This is a genomic window from Hyphomicrobium sp. DMF-1, assembly GCF_027886585.1.
GTDB lineage: Bacteria > Pseudomonadota > Alphaproteobacteria > Rhizobiales > Hyphomicrobiaceae > Hyphomicrobium_C > Hyphomicrobium_C zavarzinii.
The window spans coordinates 878,061-896,484 of sequence record NZ_CP115706.1; the positions used below are offsets into that span (position 1 = coordinate 878,061).

General features: G+C 56.6%; 16 protein-coding genes. 15 read left to right on the top strand and 1 reads right to left on the bottom strand.

Going from position 1 to position 18,424, the window contains the following annotated elements; genetic code table 11:
* Window position 1 precedes the first annotated feature (1 nt).
* A complete protein-coding gene (locus PE058_RS03895) occupies window positions 2–259 on the bottom strand; it encodes a hypothetical protein (protein WP_271029912.1) in 258 nt (85 codons plus the stop codon).
* Between the two features lie 224 nt (window positions 260–483).
* On the opposite strand from PE058_RS03895, the gene PE058_RS03900 reads away from it, so the two are divergent.
* From PE058_RS03900 to PE058_RS03970, 15 genes are all read left to right on the top strand, one after another.
* Entirely contained in the window at window positions 484–1,767 is a 1,284-nt protein-coding gene (locus tag PE058_RS03900; protein WP_271029913.1) for a hypothetical protein, read from the top strand.
* Between the two features lie 15 nt (window positions 1,768–1,782).
* Window positions 1,783–2,619 (top strand): class I SAM-dependent methyltransferase, encoded by an 837-nt coding sequence (locus PE058_RS03905; RefSeq protein ID WP_271029914.1) that lies wholly within the window; start codon window positions 1,783–1,785, stop codon window positions 2,617–2,619.
* A 2-nt stretch (window positions 2,620–2,621) separates the two neighbouring features.
* Window positions 2,622–3,887, top strand: a complete 1,266-nt coding sequence (locus PE058_RS03910; RefSeq protein WP_271029915.1) for a glycosyltransferase — start codon at window positions 2,622–2,624, stop codon at window positions 3,885–3,887.
* 34 nt (window positions 3,888–3,921) lie between these two features.
* A complete protein-coding gene (locus PE058_RS03915) occupies window positions 3,922–5,232 on the top strand; it encodes a hypothetical protein (protein ID WP_271029916.1) in 1,311 nt (436 codons plus the stop codon).
* A 194-nt stretch (window positions 5,233–5,426) separates the two neighbouring features.
* Window positions 5,427–6,527 (top strand): hypothetical protein, encoded by a 1,101-nt coding sequence (locus tag PE058_RS03920; RefSeq protein WP_271029917.1) that lies wholly within the window; start codon window positions 5,427–5,429, stop codon window positions 6,525–6,527.
* 183 nt (window positions 6,528–6,710) lie between these two features.
* Window positions 6,711–7,211, top strand: coding sequence for a hypothetical protein (locus PE058_RS03925; protein WP_271029918.1), 501 nt, complete (start codon window positions 6,711–6,713; stop codon window positions 7,209–7,211).
* A gap of 6 nt (window positions 7,212–7,217) precedes the next feature.
* Window positions 7,218–7,472: a hypothetical protein gene (locus tag PE058_RS03930; protein ID WP_271029919.1), complete on the top strand. Its 255-nt coding sequence runs from the start codon at window positions 7,218–7,220 to the stop codon at window positions 7,470–7,472.
* A gap of 45 nt (window positions 7,473–7,517) precedes the next feature.
* Complete coding sequence (locus PE058_RS03935) at window positions 7,518–8,219, top strand: metallophosphoesterase (RefSeq protein ID WP_271029920.1); 702 nt, start codon at window positions 7,518–7,520, stop codon at window positions 8,217–8,219.
* 450 nt (window positions 8,220–8,669) lie between these two features.
* Entirely contained in the window at window positions 8,670–9,029 is a 360-nt protein-coding gene (locus tag PE058_RS03940; RefSeq protein WP_271029921.1) for a DUF6876 family protein, read from the top strand.
* A 362-nt stretch (window positions 9,030–9,391) separates the two neighbouring features.
* Window positions 9,392–10,051 carry a type II toxin-antitoxin system toxin DNA ADP-ribosyl transferase DarT gene (darT, locus tag PE058_RS03945; protein ID WP_271029922.1) on the top strand — a complete coding sequence of 220 codons (660 nt, stop codon included), beginning with the start codon at window positions 9,392–9,394 and terminating at the stop codon, window positions 10,049–10,051.
* Window positions 10,052–10,069: 18 nt separating this feature from the next.
* Window positions 10,070–11,125 (top strand): type II toxin-antitoxin system antitoxin DNA ADP-ribosyl glycohydrolase DarG, encoded by a 1,056-nt coding sequence (gene darG, locus PE058_RS03950; protein WP_271029923.1) that lies wholly within the window; start codon window positions 10,070–10,072, stop codon window positions 11,123–11,125.
* A 157-nt stretch (window positions 11,126–11,282) separates the two neighbouring features.
* A complete protein-coding gene (locus tag PE058_RS03955) occupies window positions 11,283–11,597 on the top strand; it encodes a HigA family addiction module antitoxin (protein ID WP_271029924.1) in 315 nt (104 codons plus the stop codon).
* Window positions 11,587–13,608, top strand: coding sequence for a type I restriction-modification system subunit M (locus PE058_RS03960; protein WP_271029925.1), 2,022 nt, complete (start codon window positions 11,587–11,589; stop codon window positions 13,606–13,608). Before PE058_RS03955 ends, PE058_RS03960 begins: the two co-directional genes overlap by 11 nt.
* Window positions 13,605–14,855: a hypothetical protein gene (locus PE058_RS03965; RefSeq protein WP_271029926.1), complete on the top strand. Its 1,251-nt coding sequence runs from the start codon at window positions 13,605–13,607 to the stop codon at window positions 14,853–14,855. The genes PE058_RS03960 and PE058_RS03965 overlap by 4 nt, the downstream gene beginning before the upstream one ends.
* On the top strand, window positions 14,852–18,088 hold the full coding sequence (locus tag PE058_RS03970; protein ID WP_271029927.1) for a type I restriction endonuclease subunit R: 3,237 nt from the start codon (window positions 14,852–14,854) through the stop codon (window positions 18,086–18,088). Before PE058_RS03965 ends, PE058_RS03970 begins: the two co-directional genes overlap by 4 nt.
* Window positions 18,089–18,424: the final 336 nt, after the last annotated feature.

The window sequence follows — 18,424 nt, forward strand, 5'->3', positions numbered from 1 at the left end:
CTCAGTGGCCCATTTCATCAGATGATGTCACGCAGTAGAGCAGAGCTCCAATCTTCCCGTTTTCATCTGCAAGCTCGCTCATAAGCTTTCTTCCTCGCATAATTGCCTTCTCAATCTTGGCCCGCTCGCGCGCGGCCATCTTACCATCGTCTAGAGCAGCAATAAGCTTGTCCGTCGACGCTGCAGCATCTGCGAGGGCAATGCCCAACCGTTCATGGCTGAGGCGAAACTCGTCCAATATCAAAACGAAATCACTCATAATTCACCTATGAATCGAAATATGAAAAAGAATTGCACCCTACACTTCATATTGAATCTACATATCGAACGTGCCAAAAACAACTGAACAGACGACCACGACACTTTGAGAGCCACGTGCTATTCTTGATAACTCCCGTAATTGTAGCTCTCCTCGGACTGTCTTTACGCAACACCTGGCGCGGTAGTATTGACTGTCTGCCTACACTAGGCTGGCTGTTCTTGATGGCGCTGCCGTATTCATTTGAGTATCAGCTCCTAGACCCGTCGTCGCGCAATCTCCAGGGAGCCATTATCGGCGCTGTGGCCCTCGTATTTTTCGCCGCGGACATGGCATCGCATAAGCTCGAGGGATCACTTCGGTTACTCCAGTGCAACGCGAGCGCGTACGGTTCGAGACAGCGTCGCGCGGCCGCTGCTCTTGCAACTTGCTTCATAGTGGCCGCCGGTGTGCATCTATCCCAAGTCCAGTCGATTCCGCTATTTCACGTGTCGGAGCTGGGCGAAACTCCATCCACCTTGCTTGGCCTGCGAAATGAGTTTTCGCGCTATCTGGACGTCTCACCACTTCAAAAGTATCTCATCAATTCTGCTCCGTTCGTGTTTGGAGCGCCGTCAATTCACTTACTTCTAGTTGCCGGCTCCCCCATAGCAGCAGGATTGCTTGCGGCGGTCGTCGCCGTCTACACAACCCTCAGCTCCGCCAAAGTCCCGTTCACAATCCTCGCGTCCGCGGTGGTTCTCAGCGTGCTTCTGATAAGGAGCGGCCACCATAAGCGCCACGCGATCAGATCTGCTCTGATTGCGGTACTTATCGCGCTCTCCGCCTTCGCCGTACTGAGCGGCCGCGTCCAGAGCGGTGGACTGCTGCAGGATCTAGGCAGCAAACTCTCGGCGCCTTCGACAACCTCATTTCACCTTGGGGATTATGTCCGAGATCGCGCCGCCGAGACCGAAGCTCGCTCGACGAAGGTCGCTCACCTTGCTGATTACTTCTTGTATCGTGTCATATTCACACCGGCCGAAGTTAGTTCGCGATGGTACGAATATTTCCATGACCACCCCATCGCCGAGCGACGGCTTGAGCGCCTCGTGCCCCATCCGGAGACCGGTGTCCCGATACACCCTGCTCAGCTCATTGGTATTGAAGTCTATCATCAGCGCTTCCCAGATAAGTACCCCATAGAAACCTTCGCGTATGCCTCGTTTGATGCCGATGCGTTTTCTCGTTGGGGCGGCGGTGGGTTGGCTCTTGCCCTTCTTGCTATTGTTGTACTTCGCTTAGCGCTCACGCTTGCCGACGATCAAAACACTGCATCAGCTGGCGCCTTCAAAGTATCGGGACTGGTGCTTCTCGCCAGCCTGCCGGCAACGGCATCGGTTCAGTCGATCATCATCGCTCACGGATTTCCACTTTTGATTCTATTCGCGACCGCCACCAATGTGCGCTGGCAAGCCATCGCCTCCGTGCTTTCTCGTGGCGATCGCGCGAACGATTTGTCCAACTAGCAGGTGAAGTTTACGATGCGACTACCTTGGAAGTTAAAGTCATTTGCGTTTTCACTCATTGATGTCTTGCACGCAGACCCGCTGTTATCTTGGCTCCAAAAGAACGTTACACGCCGGTCTCGAATTTCGTTCGACCGGCTCTCGGACGACTGGAAGTTCCACGAAGCGGCTCTAAGGCTTCTTCCACGGCGCAGGGTCCTCGAATTCGGGGCAGGGAAGTCACTCGTACAAAACTTGTATCTCTCTCGGATCTGCGAAAGTCAGGTGGTCGTCGACATAAACCCTATGTTCGACCCTGAGCTCGCCAACGAAGCCGCGCATTGGCTAAAGACCCTCACCGGCCGGCCGATGCCCGCAATAGGCTGCGCCAGTGATCTGTCGAACTTCAACATCACCTATGTTGCGCCGCTTGACATAGCGAAGAGCACGCTTCCGGATGCCTCATTCGACGCCTGCATTTCCACGAATACAATGGAGCACATACCGGAGCCGCAGCTGCGAGCGATCCTCATCGAGCTACGGCGCTTGCTTGTGCCCGGCGGCATGGTCAGTGCCATCATCGATTACTCCGACCATTATTCGCATACAGATCCAACGATCGGTCGGTTAAATTTCCTAAAATTCACTGATCGCCAGTTCGAGCGCTACAATCATCGTGCGCACTATCAAAACCGCTTGCGACACAAGGATTATGCTGGGCTGTTTCGAAGCGCCGGCTTCGAAATCGAGCATCAAGAGGTACTAGGTTTGGCGGAGCTGCCAGAGGCGATCGCGTCTGATGATCCGCGTCGCCGCGACCCAGACTTTGCCGGCACCGCCGGACGCTTCATTGCTAGAAATCCAGCACGTTAGCCATGCGCATCTGGATTTTGAACGTTGGCGAAGAAATACCTACAGATCCGGGTTCGCCTCGATTGCTGAGGGCGGCAATTCTCGCTCGCGAACTAACTCGCCGGGGCCACCAAGTCACGTGGTGGAACTCGTCCGTCAACCATCAGCAAAAGATCCAACGCGTTGCTCGAACCACCTCACTCGGTGTTACCGATGGTCTTGAGACAGTCCTTCTTTGGGGCAGGCTGTATGGCTCTAATCGGTCGCTCGCTCGGATCGCCAGCAACTTCGAGTCTGCAGCCGCTTTCCTCATGGAGTCACGCCACCGGGAAGTGCCCGACATCATCCTTGCTGGCTATCCGACAATCGAACTGGCTGCGGCGGCCCTTTTATACTCTCGCCGACATTCCGTGCCGTTTGTTGTGGATTTCCGCGACATGTGGCCAGACATCATTAAAGATGAGCTCAAAGGATTTCGCCGTATTGCCGCGGCGCCTCTCTTGCTTCTCTGGCGCATGATGAAGAAATGGATTGTGTCACGTTCAACTGCGGTTGTGGGAGTGACGCAAGGCTTCGTTGATTGGGCGCTTGGTACCACCGGCGTCTCGGCTAAGGACGTGACCCGGGTATTCCATCTGGCTGTTGATCCGTGCCAACCGGCTCCTGAGCGCATCGAAGAAGCAGAGAGCTATTGGACCAGCCTCGGCATCATAGATGACGGCTCTACTGTCATTCTCACCTACGCAGGTGCCTTCAGCGAGCGCTATGACTTGGACACTTTGGTCCGTGCCGCATGTGAACTGCCGAAGGAATACAAGCGCCGCCTCAAGATCGTGCTGTGCGGTCGCGGTGACATGAGCGTGCCCTTGCGCCATTTGGCAGCGGGACAGCCGCATATCATTCTACCTGGATGGCGAAGCGCCTCTGAAATTCGAGTCCTACTAGGTCGCAGTCACATCGGGTTGCTGCCGTACCGTTCCACCAAAGACTACGTGTGTCACTTCCCTAACAAGGTCGGTGAGTACCTCTCGGCGCAATTGCCTATCCTAACCGGCCTGACGGGGCAGACGCGCCAACTGTTGGAGGAGAGGGGGATCGGTTATTTCTATGACGAGTGCTCGGTACAAGCTGCGAAGCAGGCCCTAATTGCCGTCGTCGATGGTCGTGAAGCATTGCTAGGCATGCGGGGGAAGGCCCTAGAGGCCTATGCCGAACTGTTCGATCCAAAGCGAATCTACCCTGAGTATTGCCGCTTCATCGAGCGGCTGGCCGACCCCAATGTGGCTTGATCGCGCAATATCTCGTCCAATCGATTTAAGGCTTGTGGGCCTCCTGCTCAGCGTTGCCGCGTTTGTCTCTGGTCACCTCTCCTTGGCCCGTCTGGTGCCATCTTTGGCGGAATGGCCTGGGTGGATTATCGAAGCGCGCACTCCTCTGTTATTCGCGTCCGCAGTCGCAGCGGTTATGTCGCTGTGCCGCAGCCCGTTCACTGGGCGCGATTTCAAGGTTCTACTGATCCCGGCGCTTTACGGTGCGTTCACTCTCGCCTACGTGTTCTTCCCGTTCCCGCTTGTGAGAACGAAGGTCGACATCCTGTTCGGACTAACGAACTTTGCGCTTTTCGTCTGGCTTTACGATCCAAGATACCGCAACGCTCTTGCCGCCTGCTTCATTGGCCTATCGAGCGTACTCATAATCGCTGGGCTCGTCCTCATGGGGGACGGTGAACGGCTCAACTTCGCCGGCAGCCCGATCACTCTGGTCAGACTGGCCGCTGTTTCTATGTTCCTGCTGCTCTTCATGGAAGGGAGGGCGTGGCTGCGCCTCGCGCTTGTGGCCCTGCATGGGTTTGCTCTCGTCGCGAGCGTCCAACTGTCGGCTTTCGTCGCCATCGCTCTTGCTGCCGCCGCTACACCTCTCATCTTCATCAGCAAGACCATAATGCCGCGCAATATTATCACCAACGTTATGGCGCTTGCGCTTGGCTGCGCCGTAGGCAGTGCAATGGCCTATTCCGACATCAGCGGTAAGCTCGCGTTCCGACTGAAGCAGAATGAAGCCGCGCCGGTCGCAACTCAGAAGCCCACCAGCGCTCCGATAAATCGCGGTGCGTTCCCCGGGGGGATCATCAGATCAGACGTACCTTACGACGACACGTTGATGCCCGTGACGATGCCCAATTTCGATAAAGACACTCGAGTCTGTATCGACGATCGATCCGACCGCATCAAGCTTTTCGCGGCAGCTCTCTCAGTTAGTAACCAGGCACCAGACAAATGGGGGTGGGGAGATCAGGCATTCATAATGCCACTAACGCGCTTCGGCTCGGTCGGCATTCACAAGCAGCCTCACAACATCTTCCTCGACGTGCTCGTCACGCGCGGTCCGTTCTTCCTGGCAGGGTTCATCGCGTTACTGTATGTTGCGGCCATCCAATCGATGGTTGCTGCTTATCGCAGTCCTACATCCGCGCCATTCTTGATCGCCGCGGTATATATCCTCCTTGCGGCCCAGTGGACCGGCGATTTCTTCGACTTCCGCTGGTTCTTCCTGCTGATCGTCCCTGTAATTGGAGCAGCATACGCATCCCCGGCACTGTCCCCGTCGCGCAAATCGTTGTTGGATGAGATCTGACGACACTTAAGCAAGTAGTCATGTCGACATGTTGAGAGAGGAGTTTTGAAACGGCTCCCGAAAAATGGATGTTGCTCTTACTGAAGGGCTCTGCCGGAAGGCCTCGGATGCTCAGTGGATATTAACCCGATCACCCGTTGGACTCCCGCAGATACGGACATACGGTTCTTCGTATGTCCCGAGCCGTCTTTCGTTTGTCCGTCGCCGATGAGCGGCTGACCTTTCTTCACGCCGAGCTGCATGACGCCGGCGCTCGTTCTTCCCACCAATCCCTGGCCTTGTTGCCCGAGTGCGTCCTGCACCTGCTGGATCATTCTTTGGCCAAGGGCACGCGTGTGGGCTTTGGCGTGCCCATGACGCTTCTTGACTACGGCAGTGGCCACAGCACCCTCGTCGACTGGGTCGGCCGCATCATCGATGCGCACCACAAGCGCCTTGGCGTCATGCATGTTCGCGCCACCACACGCGAACTGTGGGAGGAGGTTCTCCCGTCCGTGACCTTCGTGATGGAGCGCTACGGGCAAGGAATGCTAGAGGGCGAGCTCGTTGCCGCCTACGAGCAGCAATTCGGGGTGGCCAAGTGGCCGAAGACCAAGGTCGTGAAGTTCGATCCTGCGATTCCCAAACTGAGCAAGCTCTCGGTGACGGAGGCACACTTCGCCTACTGTATCGATGTGCTGGCATCCGTGCCGGTACTCTCACGGCATATGGGTACGCCGGTAAGGCCGCTCGCCAATACGCTCAATCTGCTGGCAGCCCTATCACGGGGCATCTTCATGGTGACGCCCAACAGCCTGTCGCCTGAAGCCCTGACGCACCAGCACAACCCCCATTGCACCATCATGAGCGGAGAGGAGTGGCACGAGACCCTGAAGCTCTATTGGAGCGAGCGGGCCTCGCCCGTTCTCTCGCGTGACATGACGGCCGTGGCCTTCACATCGTGGGAGCCATCACGGGATGTCCAGAACCTGCAGTACCAGTTTGCTGCCACCTACGGACTCATCGACCGCTTCCCGCAGCCATCGGCAGATTTGCCATCCGCTAGGTATCGCGCGTTGAAGGCGCTGCAGAACCACAAGCTCACGACCATCTTCGAGAACGCCCAGTGGTGGGCCGGTCTGCACCCGGGCGCAACACTGCAGCAAGGCTTCCACGCCGTTCTGCAAGGCGTGCGGTTGCCGATCGCAGAAGGGGGTGCTCATCACGCCGGGAGCGCTTGCGACTGTGCTAGAGGCCTCAACTTGAGAAATAATCCACAGAAGATTGGTTTTTTCTCACGTAGTGGGAATTTCTGAAGTTTAAGAAAGTGAATGCCGCATCCGCCGTGCATCGGCGGACCGGGCTGTCGTGAACGGAGCCCCGAAAGGTCTCCGCCATCCGGCTTCCATCCCTTGCGGAGTGCTGCAGTGCAGCGTGATCGCGAGTCATGCTCCGACATCATCGCCCTCGTGGTTCAACAGCCAACGAAGGAGATGACCATGACCACAGCTCTCAAATACACCACCCATGAAGGCACCCAGAAAGTCGTGCCGCTCGATACCGTGCGTATCATCCGACCCTTGAGCGACGACGAGAAGGACCGTGCCAAGGCAAGCCTCAAGGAAAAGCGCAACATCGATATCGATACCGACCGCGTCTCGGTCCGCATCGAGTTCACCGACAAGACCTCGAAGCTTGCCCGCGAGAACCTTGAGGCCTTGCGCGCCCAGGGCGTTGCGCTCGTGAACCTGGGGTCCGAACGCTACGTGCCGGCAGCCAACATCACGGCGGCGGAGGCGTTCTCCAAGGAAGATGCCGATCGCCTGAAAGAGGACGAATACACGCTGAAGCAGACTTTCCGCGCCAAGGTCGAGACCAAGGCCGGCACCATCCTCTCGTCGGCCACGCCGCAGCAGGTGATGGACCGCCGCGCCAAGGCGCTCGAAGCCTCCAATACCAATGCGGCTCCGGCAGCGGCCCCCAAACCCAAAGTCGCGTAAGATCCCATGCGCCACATCACCATCCGGCGCGTGTTCTCAGATGCCACACTGGCTCGTCTCGATTTTGACGAGCCAGTGTCGGCTCTCGACCCTGCGACCGGCATTCTCCTGCACTACCGCTACGAGCCCGATGTCGGTGGCGTCTTGCGCCTGTTCGGGCCTGCCCTTGGCATTGCCCCGATCGTCGTCGGGTGCACGGCCAATGACATCAACACGGTCTCGACCTTGCTCCTCGACGGCATACGCCTCCAGATCAACTGACCCGTGCCTTGCGTTCGCCAACTCCGGCACTTATTCAGCGCCGCTATGAACGCAGAAACCATCCATAAAACCCGCCCCATCGTCGCCATCGGCGACGTGCACGGCATGACGGACCTTCTGGCCGAGGCTCTCGCAGCGGCGGATGCAGAAGGCGCGTTTCCCGTGCTTCTGGGCGACCTCGTCGACAAAGGACCGGACAGTGTCGGCGTCCTGCGCATGGTGGTGCCGCGCTTGGCCGCCGGCACCATGGCCATCGTCCGCGGCAATCACGACGAACGTCTCTTGAAGAGCCTGACCAAGCCTGACGGCAAGAAGACCCGCGTGCTCGCCGACCTCATGGCTGCGGCCGATGCCGAAGAGCTTGCCGCGCAAACGAGTGCTGCGCTCGCGGCCGCGCCTTATTGGATTTCCGTGGCGGGGCATATTCTCGTGCACGGTTCTTTTCATCCGGAAATGCTGAATTGCCCGTCGAGAGGGCAGGGGACAGACGTCCCGCGCAAGCTCAAGGCGCTCTCGCTCTATGGCGAGACCGATGGCAGCCTCAATGACGAGGGCTATCCCATACGCACCTATGCATGGGTGAGCCGCATCCCCGAGGGTCTCACCGTCGTCGTCGGCCACGACACGCGCCAGATGCACGAGCCGCTCGTGGTCGATAACGGGCAGGGTGGCCGCGCCGTGTTCCTCGACACGGGTGCCGCCAAAGGTGGACGCCTGTCGACGTGGACCATACCGGCTCTGGCATAACCGCTGCTTCGCGCTTGGGCTTCGCTCTGAACTCACCAAGGGGATAGCCCGCCACCCCTCTCACGCCGCCGTGCTCGCCACGTTCATGCGCGAGCGACGGACGGCTCCGAGGGGATGGTTCCAAGCAGAATTCTGCCTTCGGCCGTTTTCTTGGGATCCGATCCCGCACGTTCATCCGGTCACCCCGAAATTGGTTGGGTGTCTGTCTTGGGGTGAGGCGACGCTTTCGAGCCCGCGCAACCGGCCCCAGTCATTGCCGCCGTTGATGCCATCGCGCGCGAGGCCTGCAAGGCCGCTTGCTTCAGTCGCTTTGCTCCTTGCAGCTGCGCGCCGCCAAGGCGGTGCGGCCACGGCCGCAGCCATTGCACGCCACGCTTGTCCGCGATGGCGGGGAAACCGGCGTCAGGGGCCGCGATCGGCGCGGTTCCGCCAAGAAAGGACGCCCCACCCATGACCAAAACTCTCACCAACTCGGATCTCGCCCAGTTCACCGGCACCGAACAGCTCTACCGCCACAGCCTGGTTCGCCACATCGTCTACACCGATGGCGCCCGCCACGTGGCCCAGGCCGGCGAAGCCTACTGGCTGCTCGACAAGATCGCCTGCGCCCAGCTCGAGCCGCACGTTTCCAGAGAGGAGTTCCAGCTCTGGACCCTGACGGTGAACCAAGACCTCTCGGCCGAGCTTGTCTGCACCGATGGCAACGAGGTCACTGTCACAAGCGAGAAGATCTCATTCACCGACTTCCCGCTGCCAGTCATCAAGCTCTACGTGGTCAACAACACCATCCTGGTGCCGAGCGAATACTGAATCCTTTGCGCCTCGCTCGGACTGACCGGGCGGGGCGCCTATTTGGCGAGGAAATTGCCGTCGCCTCGCGGTGACGGTACATTACGCCGTCTGCAACGTCTCGGCAGGCAAGCGGAACCACTTAATAGCTATGGAAAACCGTAGCTCAAGCTAGTGTGAAGTGTATCCAATGTGTACACTTCCAGGATGACCAAAGACGTTGGCCTCCGAATCCGTGTGGATCGCGACCTAAGAGAGAGCTTCATCGCAGCCTGCAAGGCAGACGATAGGCCTGCCGCACAGGTCCTGCGCGATTTCATGCGCGCTTACGTGAGCGAGCGTAAGGCCGCCAACGGCACCGCCCGCAAACAGGCCCGGCGTGCATGACTGTTCCTCCCAACCCCAAGATTTATCATATCGTGCATGCTGACCGGCTGCCCTCAATCATACGTGACGGTCAGCTCTGGTGTGATGCCGAAATCATTCGGCGCAATCCGCCAGGAACCACAATCGGTATGGGCAGTATCAAGGAGCGTAGGCTCAACGAGCTGGAGCTCTCAAGCCATCCCGGCCTCAGGGTGGGTTCCTGCGTCCCCTTCTACTTCTGTCCGCGCTCAGTCATGCTCTACCTGATCCATCAGGCTAATCACCCAGAGCTTACCTATCGCGGCGGACAGGCACCCATCGTCCACCTTGAATCGGATCTCCGGATGGTTGTCGCGTGGGCTGCTCAGAACGAGAGGCGATGGGCCTTCACACTCTCCAATGCCGGCGCCCGCTACTTCGAAGATCGCAGCAGCCTCAGTCAACTCGGGGAGATAAATTGGGACGCCGTGCGTACGAACCAGTGGGCAGGCAACGGAGTTTCCAGAACTATGAAAGAAGGCAAGCAGGCGGAATTTCTAATCGAGAATTCATTTCCATGGTCGCTTGTGGAGCGAATTGGTGTAATTTCCCAACAATATTACGGAATTGTTGGTGAGCATTTGGCGGCAGCAGAACACAAGCCGCATAGGCAAATCCTGCGTGAATGGTACTATTGAGAAAAGGAGGGCGCGGTCATGATCAGATTCACAACGGGCGATATCCTGCAAGCAGACACCGAAGCCCTCATCAACACCGTGAACTGCGTCGGCATCATGGGACGTGGCATCGCGCTCCAGTTCAAGAATGCCTATCCTGCCAACTTTAAGGCTTATGAGGCGGCATGTAAGCGCGAGGATGTGCAACCGGGCCGCATGTTCGTGTTCGCAACCGGCCAGCTGACCAATCCGCGCTTCATCATCAATTTTCCCACCAAGCGCCATTGGCGCGGCAAGAGCAGGATGGAGGACATCGATTCTGGCCTCGTCGATCTCGTGCGAGTCATTCGCGAATATGGCATTCGCTCTATCGCAATTCCGCCGCTCGGGAGCGGTCTTGGCGGGCTGAACTGGTCCGAAGTGCGTCGGCACATCGAACATGCCTTAAGTGAGCTCGCGGACGTGGAGATCGTCGTCTATGAGCCGGGTGGTGCGCCGCAGGCCGAACAGATGGTGCATAGCCGAGCCGTGCCGAGCATGACACCGGGCCGGGCTTCGCTTGTGGGCCTTATGGACCGTTATCTCAGAGGACTTCTCGATCCCTTTGTGACGCTGCTCGAAGTTCACAAGCTGATGTATTTCATGCAGGAGGCGGGTGAACCGCTCAAGCTCAAGTATGAAAAAGCCCCATATGGCCCTTATGCCAACAACCTCCGCCACGTTCTCAACCAGGTCGAAGGCCATCTGATTTCGGGCTATGCCGATGGCGGCGACGCGCCAGCGAAGCAACTTGCCCTCGTGCCTGGTGCTATAGACGATGCCCGCAAGCTCATCGACGATATGCCAGAGACTCGGGCGCGCTTGGCCAAGGTCACCGATCTCGTAAGCGGCTTTGAGAGTCCATTCGGCTTGGAGTTGCTAGCCACCGTACATTGGGTTGCGAAGCACGAAGCGTCTCAGTCCTTAGACGAGATCGTCCAGAAGACTTACGCCTGGAACGACCGCAAGAAGCGCTTCACGCAGCGTCAGATCCGATTGGCTGTGCAAGTGCTTGAAGGCTACGGCTGGATCGAACCGGTGTCGACGAAGCATTAGGCTGGGTCCAGTCTGCGTCTGACCTGTAGCGAGGCGAAGCATCCGCTCGAACTTCGGGACGTTTATCCACATGCCATAACTCCTGCCTAACATCGACGATTGACGTCACGCGTCCAAGTTCGCACACTCCCTTTACGGCAGGATAAGGGAGCTGCTCATGCCACAAAAGCCGGTCCATCCAGGCAAGTTTCTCGCAGATGAGCTTGCCGCCCTAGGCATCACGCCGACGGAGCTTGCACGGCAAATCGCTGTCCCCGCAAACAGGATCAGCCAGATCATCAACGGAAAGCGAGCCATTACGGGGGACACCGCACTTCGGCTAGCCCATTGGTTTCGCACACGGCCAGATTTCTGGATGAACCTCCAGTCAGCGCACGACGTGAGCGTCGCTAAACAATCTGCTGGGACAGCAATCTCAGCGCTCCCAACAAAGACCGCACGACTTACCGAAAGAAAACTCAATGCTCGATAAAGCCCCGAAGAATACGTCCCTAGCAGACTTCATCTGGAAGAACGCCGACGACCTGTGGGGCGACTTCAAGCATACCGACTTCGGCAAGGTGATCCTGCCCTTCACGCTGCTTCGTCGTTTGGAGTGCGTGTTGGAGCCGACGCGCGAGCAAGTGCTCGCGAGCCACAAATCCATGAGCGGTCAGGGTATCGATGTCGATGTCGTTCTGCGTCAGCAGACTGGGTACCCATTCTACAACACTTCGACGTACTCCCTCGCCACCCTAGGGGGGACGAAAACGCGCCAAAACCTGGAAGACTACATCGCTCATTTTAGCGACAACGCCCGCATAATCTTCGAGCAGTTCGATTTCGCCAACACCATCGCCCGCATGGACAAGCAGGGTGTTCTTTTTCGCATTTGCCAGAATTTCTCTACAATTGACCTACACCCAGATGCCGTCCCCGAACGAGTGATGAGCAACGTCTACGAGCATCTCATTCGCCGGTTCGGTGCAGAGGTCAACGAGGCGGCTGAAGACTTCATGACGCCCCGGGACGTGGTGCATCTCGCCATCGAGTTGCTGCTTGATCCTGATGATGAGCTGTTCATCAAGAACCCCGGTTTGATCCGGACGCTTTACGACCCAACTTGCGGCACCGGCGGGTTTCTTTCGGATGGCATGGAACACGTCAACAATCTGCGTGATCGCTACAGTATTGCGCCGGTAATTGTTCCGTACGGCCAGGAGTTGGAACCCGAGACCCACGCGGTTTGTCTCGCAGGCATGTTGCTCAAGACGCTCGAGTCCGACCCGGGTCGCGACCTATCCAAAAACATCAAGTTGGGTAGCACACTCTCGAACGACCAACTTTCCACCGAAAAGTTCCACTACTGCGTCTCGAATCCGCCCTTCGGTAAGCCATGGAATAAGGATGAGGATGTCGTCGTTCGCGAACATGCCGAAAAGAAGTTTGAAGGCCGTTTTGGCCCCAAACTTCCGCGCATCAGCGACGGATCTATGCTCTTCTTGCTGCATCTAGTGAGCAAGCTAGAAAGCCCAAAGAAGGGGGGCGGTCGCGGTGCCATCGTACTCTCAGGTTCCCCTCTTTTCAACGGCAACGCCGGTCAGGGCGAGTCGGAGATACGGCGCTACCTACTAGAGAACGACTTTGTTGAAGCCATCATCGCATTGCCGACCGAGATCTTCTTTCGCACAGGGATCGGCACCTACATCTGGCTTGTGTCTAATAAAAAGTCAAAAGCCCGCAAAGGGAAGGTGCAGCTCATCAATGCGACGGAGCTTCACACGGCCATGCGCAAGAGCGAAGGCAATAAACGTCGTGAGATCAGTGCTGAGCAGATTCGGAAGATCGTAGAAATCTACTCGGCGTTCGAGACGACGAAGGAGAGCCTGATCCTGAAATATCAGGACTTCGGGTATCGCAAAATTAGGGTTCTACGCCCTCTGCGGATGAACATCGTCATTTCACCAAAGGGCTTGGAAAAGCTGAAGGCGGAGAAGGCCTGGCAAAAGCTGACCTCCGATCAGCAGGCCGCTTGGTCCCATACTCTCACCGGTCATATGGACGAGGAGCACGAATACGGGTGGGTCGAAAACTTTGCCAAGGAGGCTTCCAAACAGATGCCCGGACTAGGCAAGGTTGGTAAGCCTTTCGTGAACGCGTTGCTAGTGGCCTTTGGGGTGCGCGATCCCAAGGCTGAGGCAGTGATCGACGATGATGGGAACATCATCCCCGATGACGAATTGACAGACTTTGAGAATGTGCCCCTCGGCACAGACGTAAAGGATTACTTTGCGCAGGACGTCTTGCCGCATGCGGACGATGCCTATATCGACGACACTTATCGCGATGAACACGACGGCAAAGTTGGCATCGTCGGTTATGAGATCAACTTCAACCGCTACTTTTACGAATTCAAGCCACCCCGTGACCTGGATGAGATCGACGCTGAGTTAAAAGCAGTGGAGGTCGAGATTGCTGCGATTCTGGCGGAGGTTACAGAATGAAGGCCAAGTCCGTGACCTACGATGCCAGTAGCTGGAGGCACTTTCCGTTCTGGCGACTAGCGAAGCAAAAATCGATCTCGAACCGACAGGACGAGGGTCTTCTCTCGGTCTATCTCGACAGAGGGGTTATCCCGTATTCCGAAGGCGGAGGTCTCGTCCATAAGCCGGCTGAGAGCCTCGAAAAATATCAACTCGTCGAACCCGGCGACTTTGTGCTCAATAATCAACAAGCTTGGCGGGGTTCTGTCGGCGTATCGGATCACCGCGGAATTGTTAGTCCTGCCTATTTGGTTTTCGACCTGGACCGAAAATTAATTTATCCTAATTTCGCAAAGCATCTCTTCCGTGACCGATGGTATGTCGATCAATTCATGCTGGCGTCCCTGAGTGTTGGTGACATTCAACGGCAGATAAAATGGCCCCATCTGCGGAAGATCTCTATCGCCCTTCCCAGCATGCACGATCAGAAGCAGCGCGCCCGTTTACTCGATCGGGAAACAGCCCGCATAGATAGCCTCATCGAGAAGAAGGCACGCTTCATTGACCTGCTCAAGTGGAAGCTGGTGGATTTCGCGGATCTCTGCGTGACGGGGCGGGACCAACCCGATCGAAAGATGAAGAAAGCGGATATTCCTTGGGCTCCGCTGATCCCTGATGAATGGAAAGTCAAAAAGGCAAAGTACCTCTTTCGAGAGATGGCCCGCCCAGTCCTTCCAGAGGATGATGTGATCACGGCTTTCCGTGACGGCCAAGTCTGTTTGCGTACTAAGCGCCGGACAGAGGGGTACACCTTCGCCGATAAAGAGGTCGGATATCAGCATATATGCAAGGGTGATCTTGTTATTCACACCATGGATGCCTTTGCTGGTGCGATTGGCGTTTCGGAAGACGATGGAAAGGCAACGGGCGAATACTCGGTTTGTGCTCCTCGGTCGCGCGACATCTGCCCCGAGTATTATGCGCTATTATTGCGATGCATGGCGCGAAGAAACTACATCTATGTTCTCTGCCCGGCCGTTCGTGAGCGCGCACCGAGATTTCGATTTGTACGCTTCGCTCCTGTTCTGTTACCCGTCCCTTCGCAGGCTGAGCAACGAACGATAGTAAACCGCATCGAACAGAAAGCAACGCGCCTTAAAGCACTCATTGTTAAGACCGAGCGCAGCATCGATCTATTAAAGGAAAAGCGCTCTGCTTTGATCACCGCGGCCGTAACCGGCAAGATCGACGTGAGGGCTGCGGCATGACTGAACTCCACCATGAAACTCACTTCGAAGCTTATGTTGTGCAAAAGCTCGTCAAGCAAGGTTGGCTGCTTGGGGAGACCAACGCTTACGACAAAGACTATGCCCTGTATCCCGAAGACTTGGTTGGTTGGTTGAAGGACACCCAGCCTGGCAAATGGGACAAGTTAGTGGCGCTGAACGGTGATAAGGCAACCAAGGTGCTTATGACCCGCCTCGAACAGGCACTGGATAAGCATGGGATGGTGCAAGTCTTGCGTCGTGGCTTCGACATCGCCGGTTGCGGTCATATCGACGTCAGCGAAGCGGCCCCCGAGGACAAGCGAAACCAGGACGTTCAGCATCGATACGCGTCGAACCGCTTACGTGTTGTTCCGCAGTTGAAATATCACCCGGCACACGAATACGCGATCGATCTATGCTTCTTCTTGAACGGCCTGCCGGTTGCGACCGTGGAGCTAAAGACTGATTTCACGCAGTCCTCTGAATCCGCCAAAGAGCAATACAGGAAAGATAGGCTGCCCACCGATCCGCGAACGAATCGGAATGAGCCACTCCTCACATTCAAGCGCGGCGCGGTCGTCCACTTCGCCATGTCGGACAGCGAAATCTGGATGACGACAAAGCTCGCTGGCGAGAACACCTTCTTTCTGCCCTTCAATAAGGGGCGCGACGGTCGGGCTGGTAATCCCGCTCGCGCGGATGGCGAGTATCCTGTTGCATACTTTTGGGAAGAGATATGCCAGCGGGACGCTTGGATTAGGATTTTTCAGAACTTCGTCTACGTAGAGAAGAAGAACGTCGTTGACTTGAAAGGAAACTGGTCCGTCAAGGAAACGCTTATCTTCCCACGGTTCCATCAGTGGGCAGCGGTGAACACCATGATCGCCGACGCCAAATTGAACGGTCCTGGCCAAGCCTATCTCTGTGAGCACAGCGCGGGTTCCGGTAAAACTTCGACTATTGCTTGGACAGCCCACGATTTGATCAAGCTACGTCAAGATGACGGAACACCGATCTTCAACGCCGCTATCATTGTCACGGATCGGACTGTACTGGATAGCCAGCTTCAGGATGCCGTGCAGCAAATCGACCATCAGATAGGACTGATTGCTGCTATCGATAGAGAAAAATCTTCGAAATCCAAGAGCCAGCAACTCACGGACGCACTCCTAAAGGGCATCCCGATAATCGTCGTGACGATCCAAACCTTCCCCCACGCCATGGAAGCCATCCTCACGGAGCAATCTTTGAAGGACAGCAACTTCGCTGTGATCATCGACGAAGCTCATGCCTCGCAGACGGGGACCACAGCATCGAAGCTGCAAGCAACCCTGGCCATGAACTCCAAGAAGGCAATGGAGAGCATGACGGTTGAGGAGCTGCTCGCCGAGATTCAAGCCTCCCGCGCTCGCCCGAAGAACATTTCACAGTTCGCGTTCACGGCGACGCCCAAGCACTCTACGATGATGTTGTTCGGCCGACCGAAGGACCCCGCGAAACCGGCGTCTGATGAAAACCTACCTCAGTCATTCCATAAGTATCCTATGCGCCAAGCCATCGAGGAGGGCTTCATTCTCGATGTTTTGGGTGGGTACATTCCCTACAAGACGGCCTTCAATCTAAGTAAGGATATGGTCGACAGGAAGCGTGTCGATGGGAAGGCCGCCAAGCGAGCGCTCGCGAAGTGGATGACGTTGCATCCGACCAACGTAACACAGAAGGTGCAATTCATCATCGAACACTTCTCGGCCAACGTCAGACATCTTCTCGACGGCAAGGCTAAGGCCATGGTCGTGACCAGCTCCAGAGCGGCAGCTGTTCGCTACAAAGCGGGCTTCGACTCATTCATCGAGAGGAACCCGCAATATAAAGACATCAAGACCCTCGTTGCATTCTCTGGACAGCTGACCGGCAAAGAAGTCACCCATGCAGACGACGATCGCCTAGCTGGTGATACCTTCGCGGCAGACGACGATGCCCTCTATTCGGAAGACACGATGAATGCGCAGGTAAAAGGTCAAGACCTGCGCCTTGTTTTCGACCGGCCCGAATATCGCGTGATGTTAGTCGCAAACAAGTTCCAGACAGGCTTCGACCAGCCCAAATTGGTCGCCATGTACATCGACAAAAAGATCGCCAACGACGTCGAGATTGTGCAAACGCTCTCGCGCTTGAACCGCACGTTCCCTGGCAAAGACCAGACGTTCGTCATCGATTTCGTGAATGAGCCCGAAGTCGTGAAGCGCGCCTTTGCTAAGTATGATGCCGGAGCTCAGATTGACGAGGTGCAAGACCTTAACGTCATCTACGAGATCAAAGAGCGGCTCGATCAAGCGGGGATTTACGACCTAAGAAGCCTGGAAGCCTTTAAGAATGCTCGCTTCAAGACTGTGAAGGATCTCACGTCTAATCGCGACCCTCAACACAAAGAGCTATTTTCGGCGACACAAGCACCGACCGACCTTTACAATGACCGCTTGGCTAAGCACCGCAAAGAGGTCCAGGATGCCGAAGCTGATTACCAAAAGGCCAAGGATGTTGGTGACGCCAACACAATGAAAGCGGCCGATCATCGGCGCCAGCAGGCCACTCAGGAAATAGGCGTACTAACGGAATTCAAATCCGGATTGAGCCGTTTCGCCCGAACGTATGCCTACATCGCCCAGCTCCTGGATTTAGGCGATCCAGAACTTGAGAGTTTCGCTGCATTCTCGAAGCTATTGGCAAAGCGTTTGGATGGTATCGCCCCTGAAAATGTCGACCTGAGCGGTCTGAGCCTCACAGGCTTCGATATCAAGGCAAGGCAGCAAACCACCACGGGCGGCGGCGACCAAGGTGACAAGGAGGACGTAATTCTCAACCCCGTCGGAGCCGGAGGCAGGCAGCTCCCGGGCGGGACGCCGGTATATCTCCAGGAGCTGATCGAGAGATTGAACAAACTGTTCGGACAGGCTGCCCCGCTCAAGGATCAGGCCCAGTTTGTGAACCATGTCGCATCGATTGCACGCGACAACAAAGTTGTCATGGCGCAAGTTGAGAAGAGCGACAAAGAGCTTGCGATGAAGGGCAACTTGCCTGGTGCTGTTCAGCAGGCGGTTGTCCGAGCGATGACATCAAATAACGCCCTGGCGACAATACTTTTGAAGGCTGACAAGCAGGCAATGGGTATTCTCACAAACGTCGTGTACGATCTCCTGAAATCAGGCGATTTGATCGACACAGAGCAGCTGTAGATGCCCGGTTGTGTTTCCGTAATCTATATTATCACTCTGCTCCGTCTCAGCGGAAAACAGCCATTCCGCCCCCTGCGATTTTCCGAAACTCCCCCATTCAATGCGCTTGAACCGTGAGGTGGATCGCGCCTCGTGTCTCCTCGTCTCGTCGCCCCGCAAGCTGTCTCTTATGATGCCGACTGTGCGCCGGTGCGCGAACGCTTCAAGGGCTGAAGCCCTCGGCTTTCGGCTGCGCCGGCCGCCTCACCTTGAGGGGTTCGGTTCCGCGCCCGCTTGTACCCCGTCGCCTTCGTCCGGCATCGAGACCGCAATCATGCGGGCCTCGTCAGAGAAGAA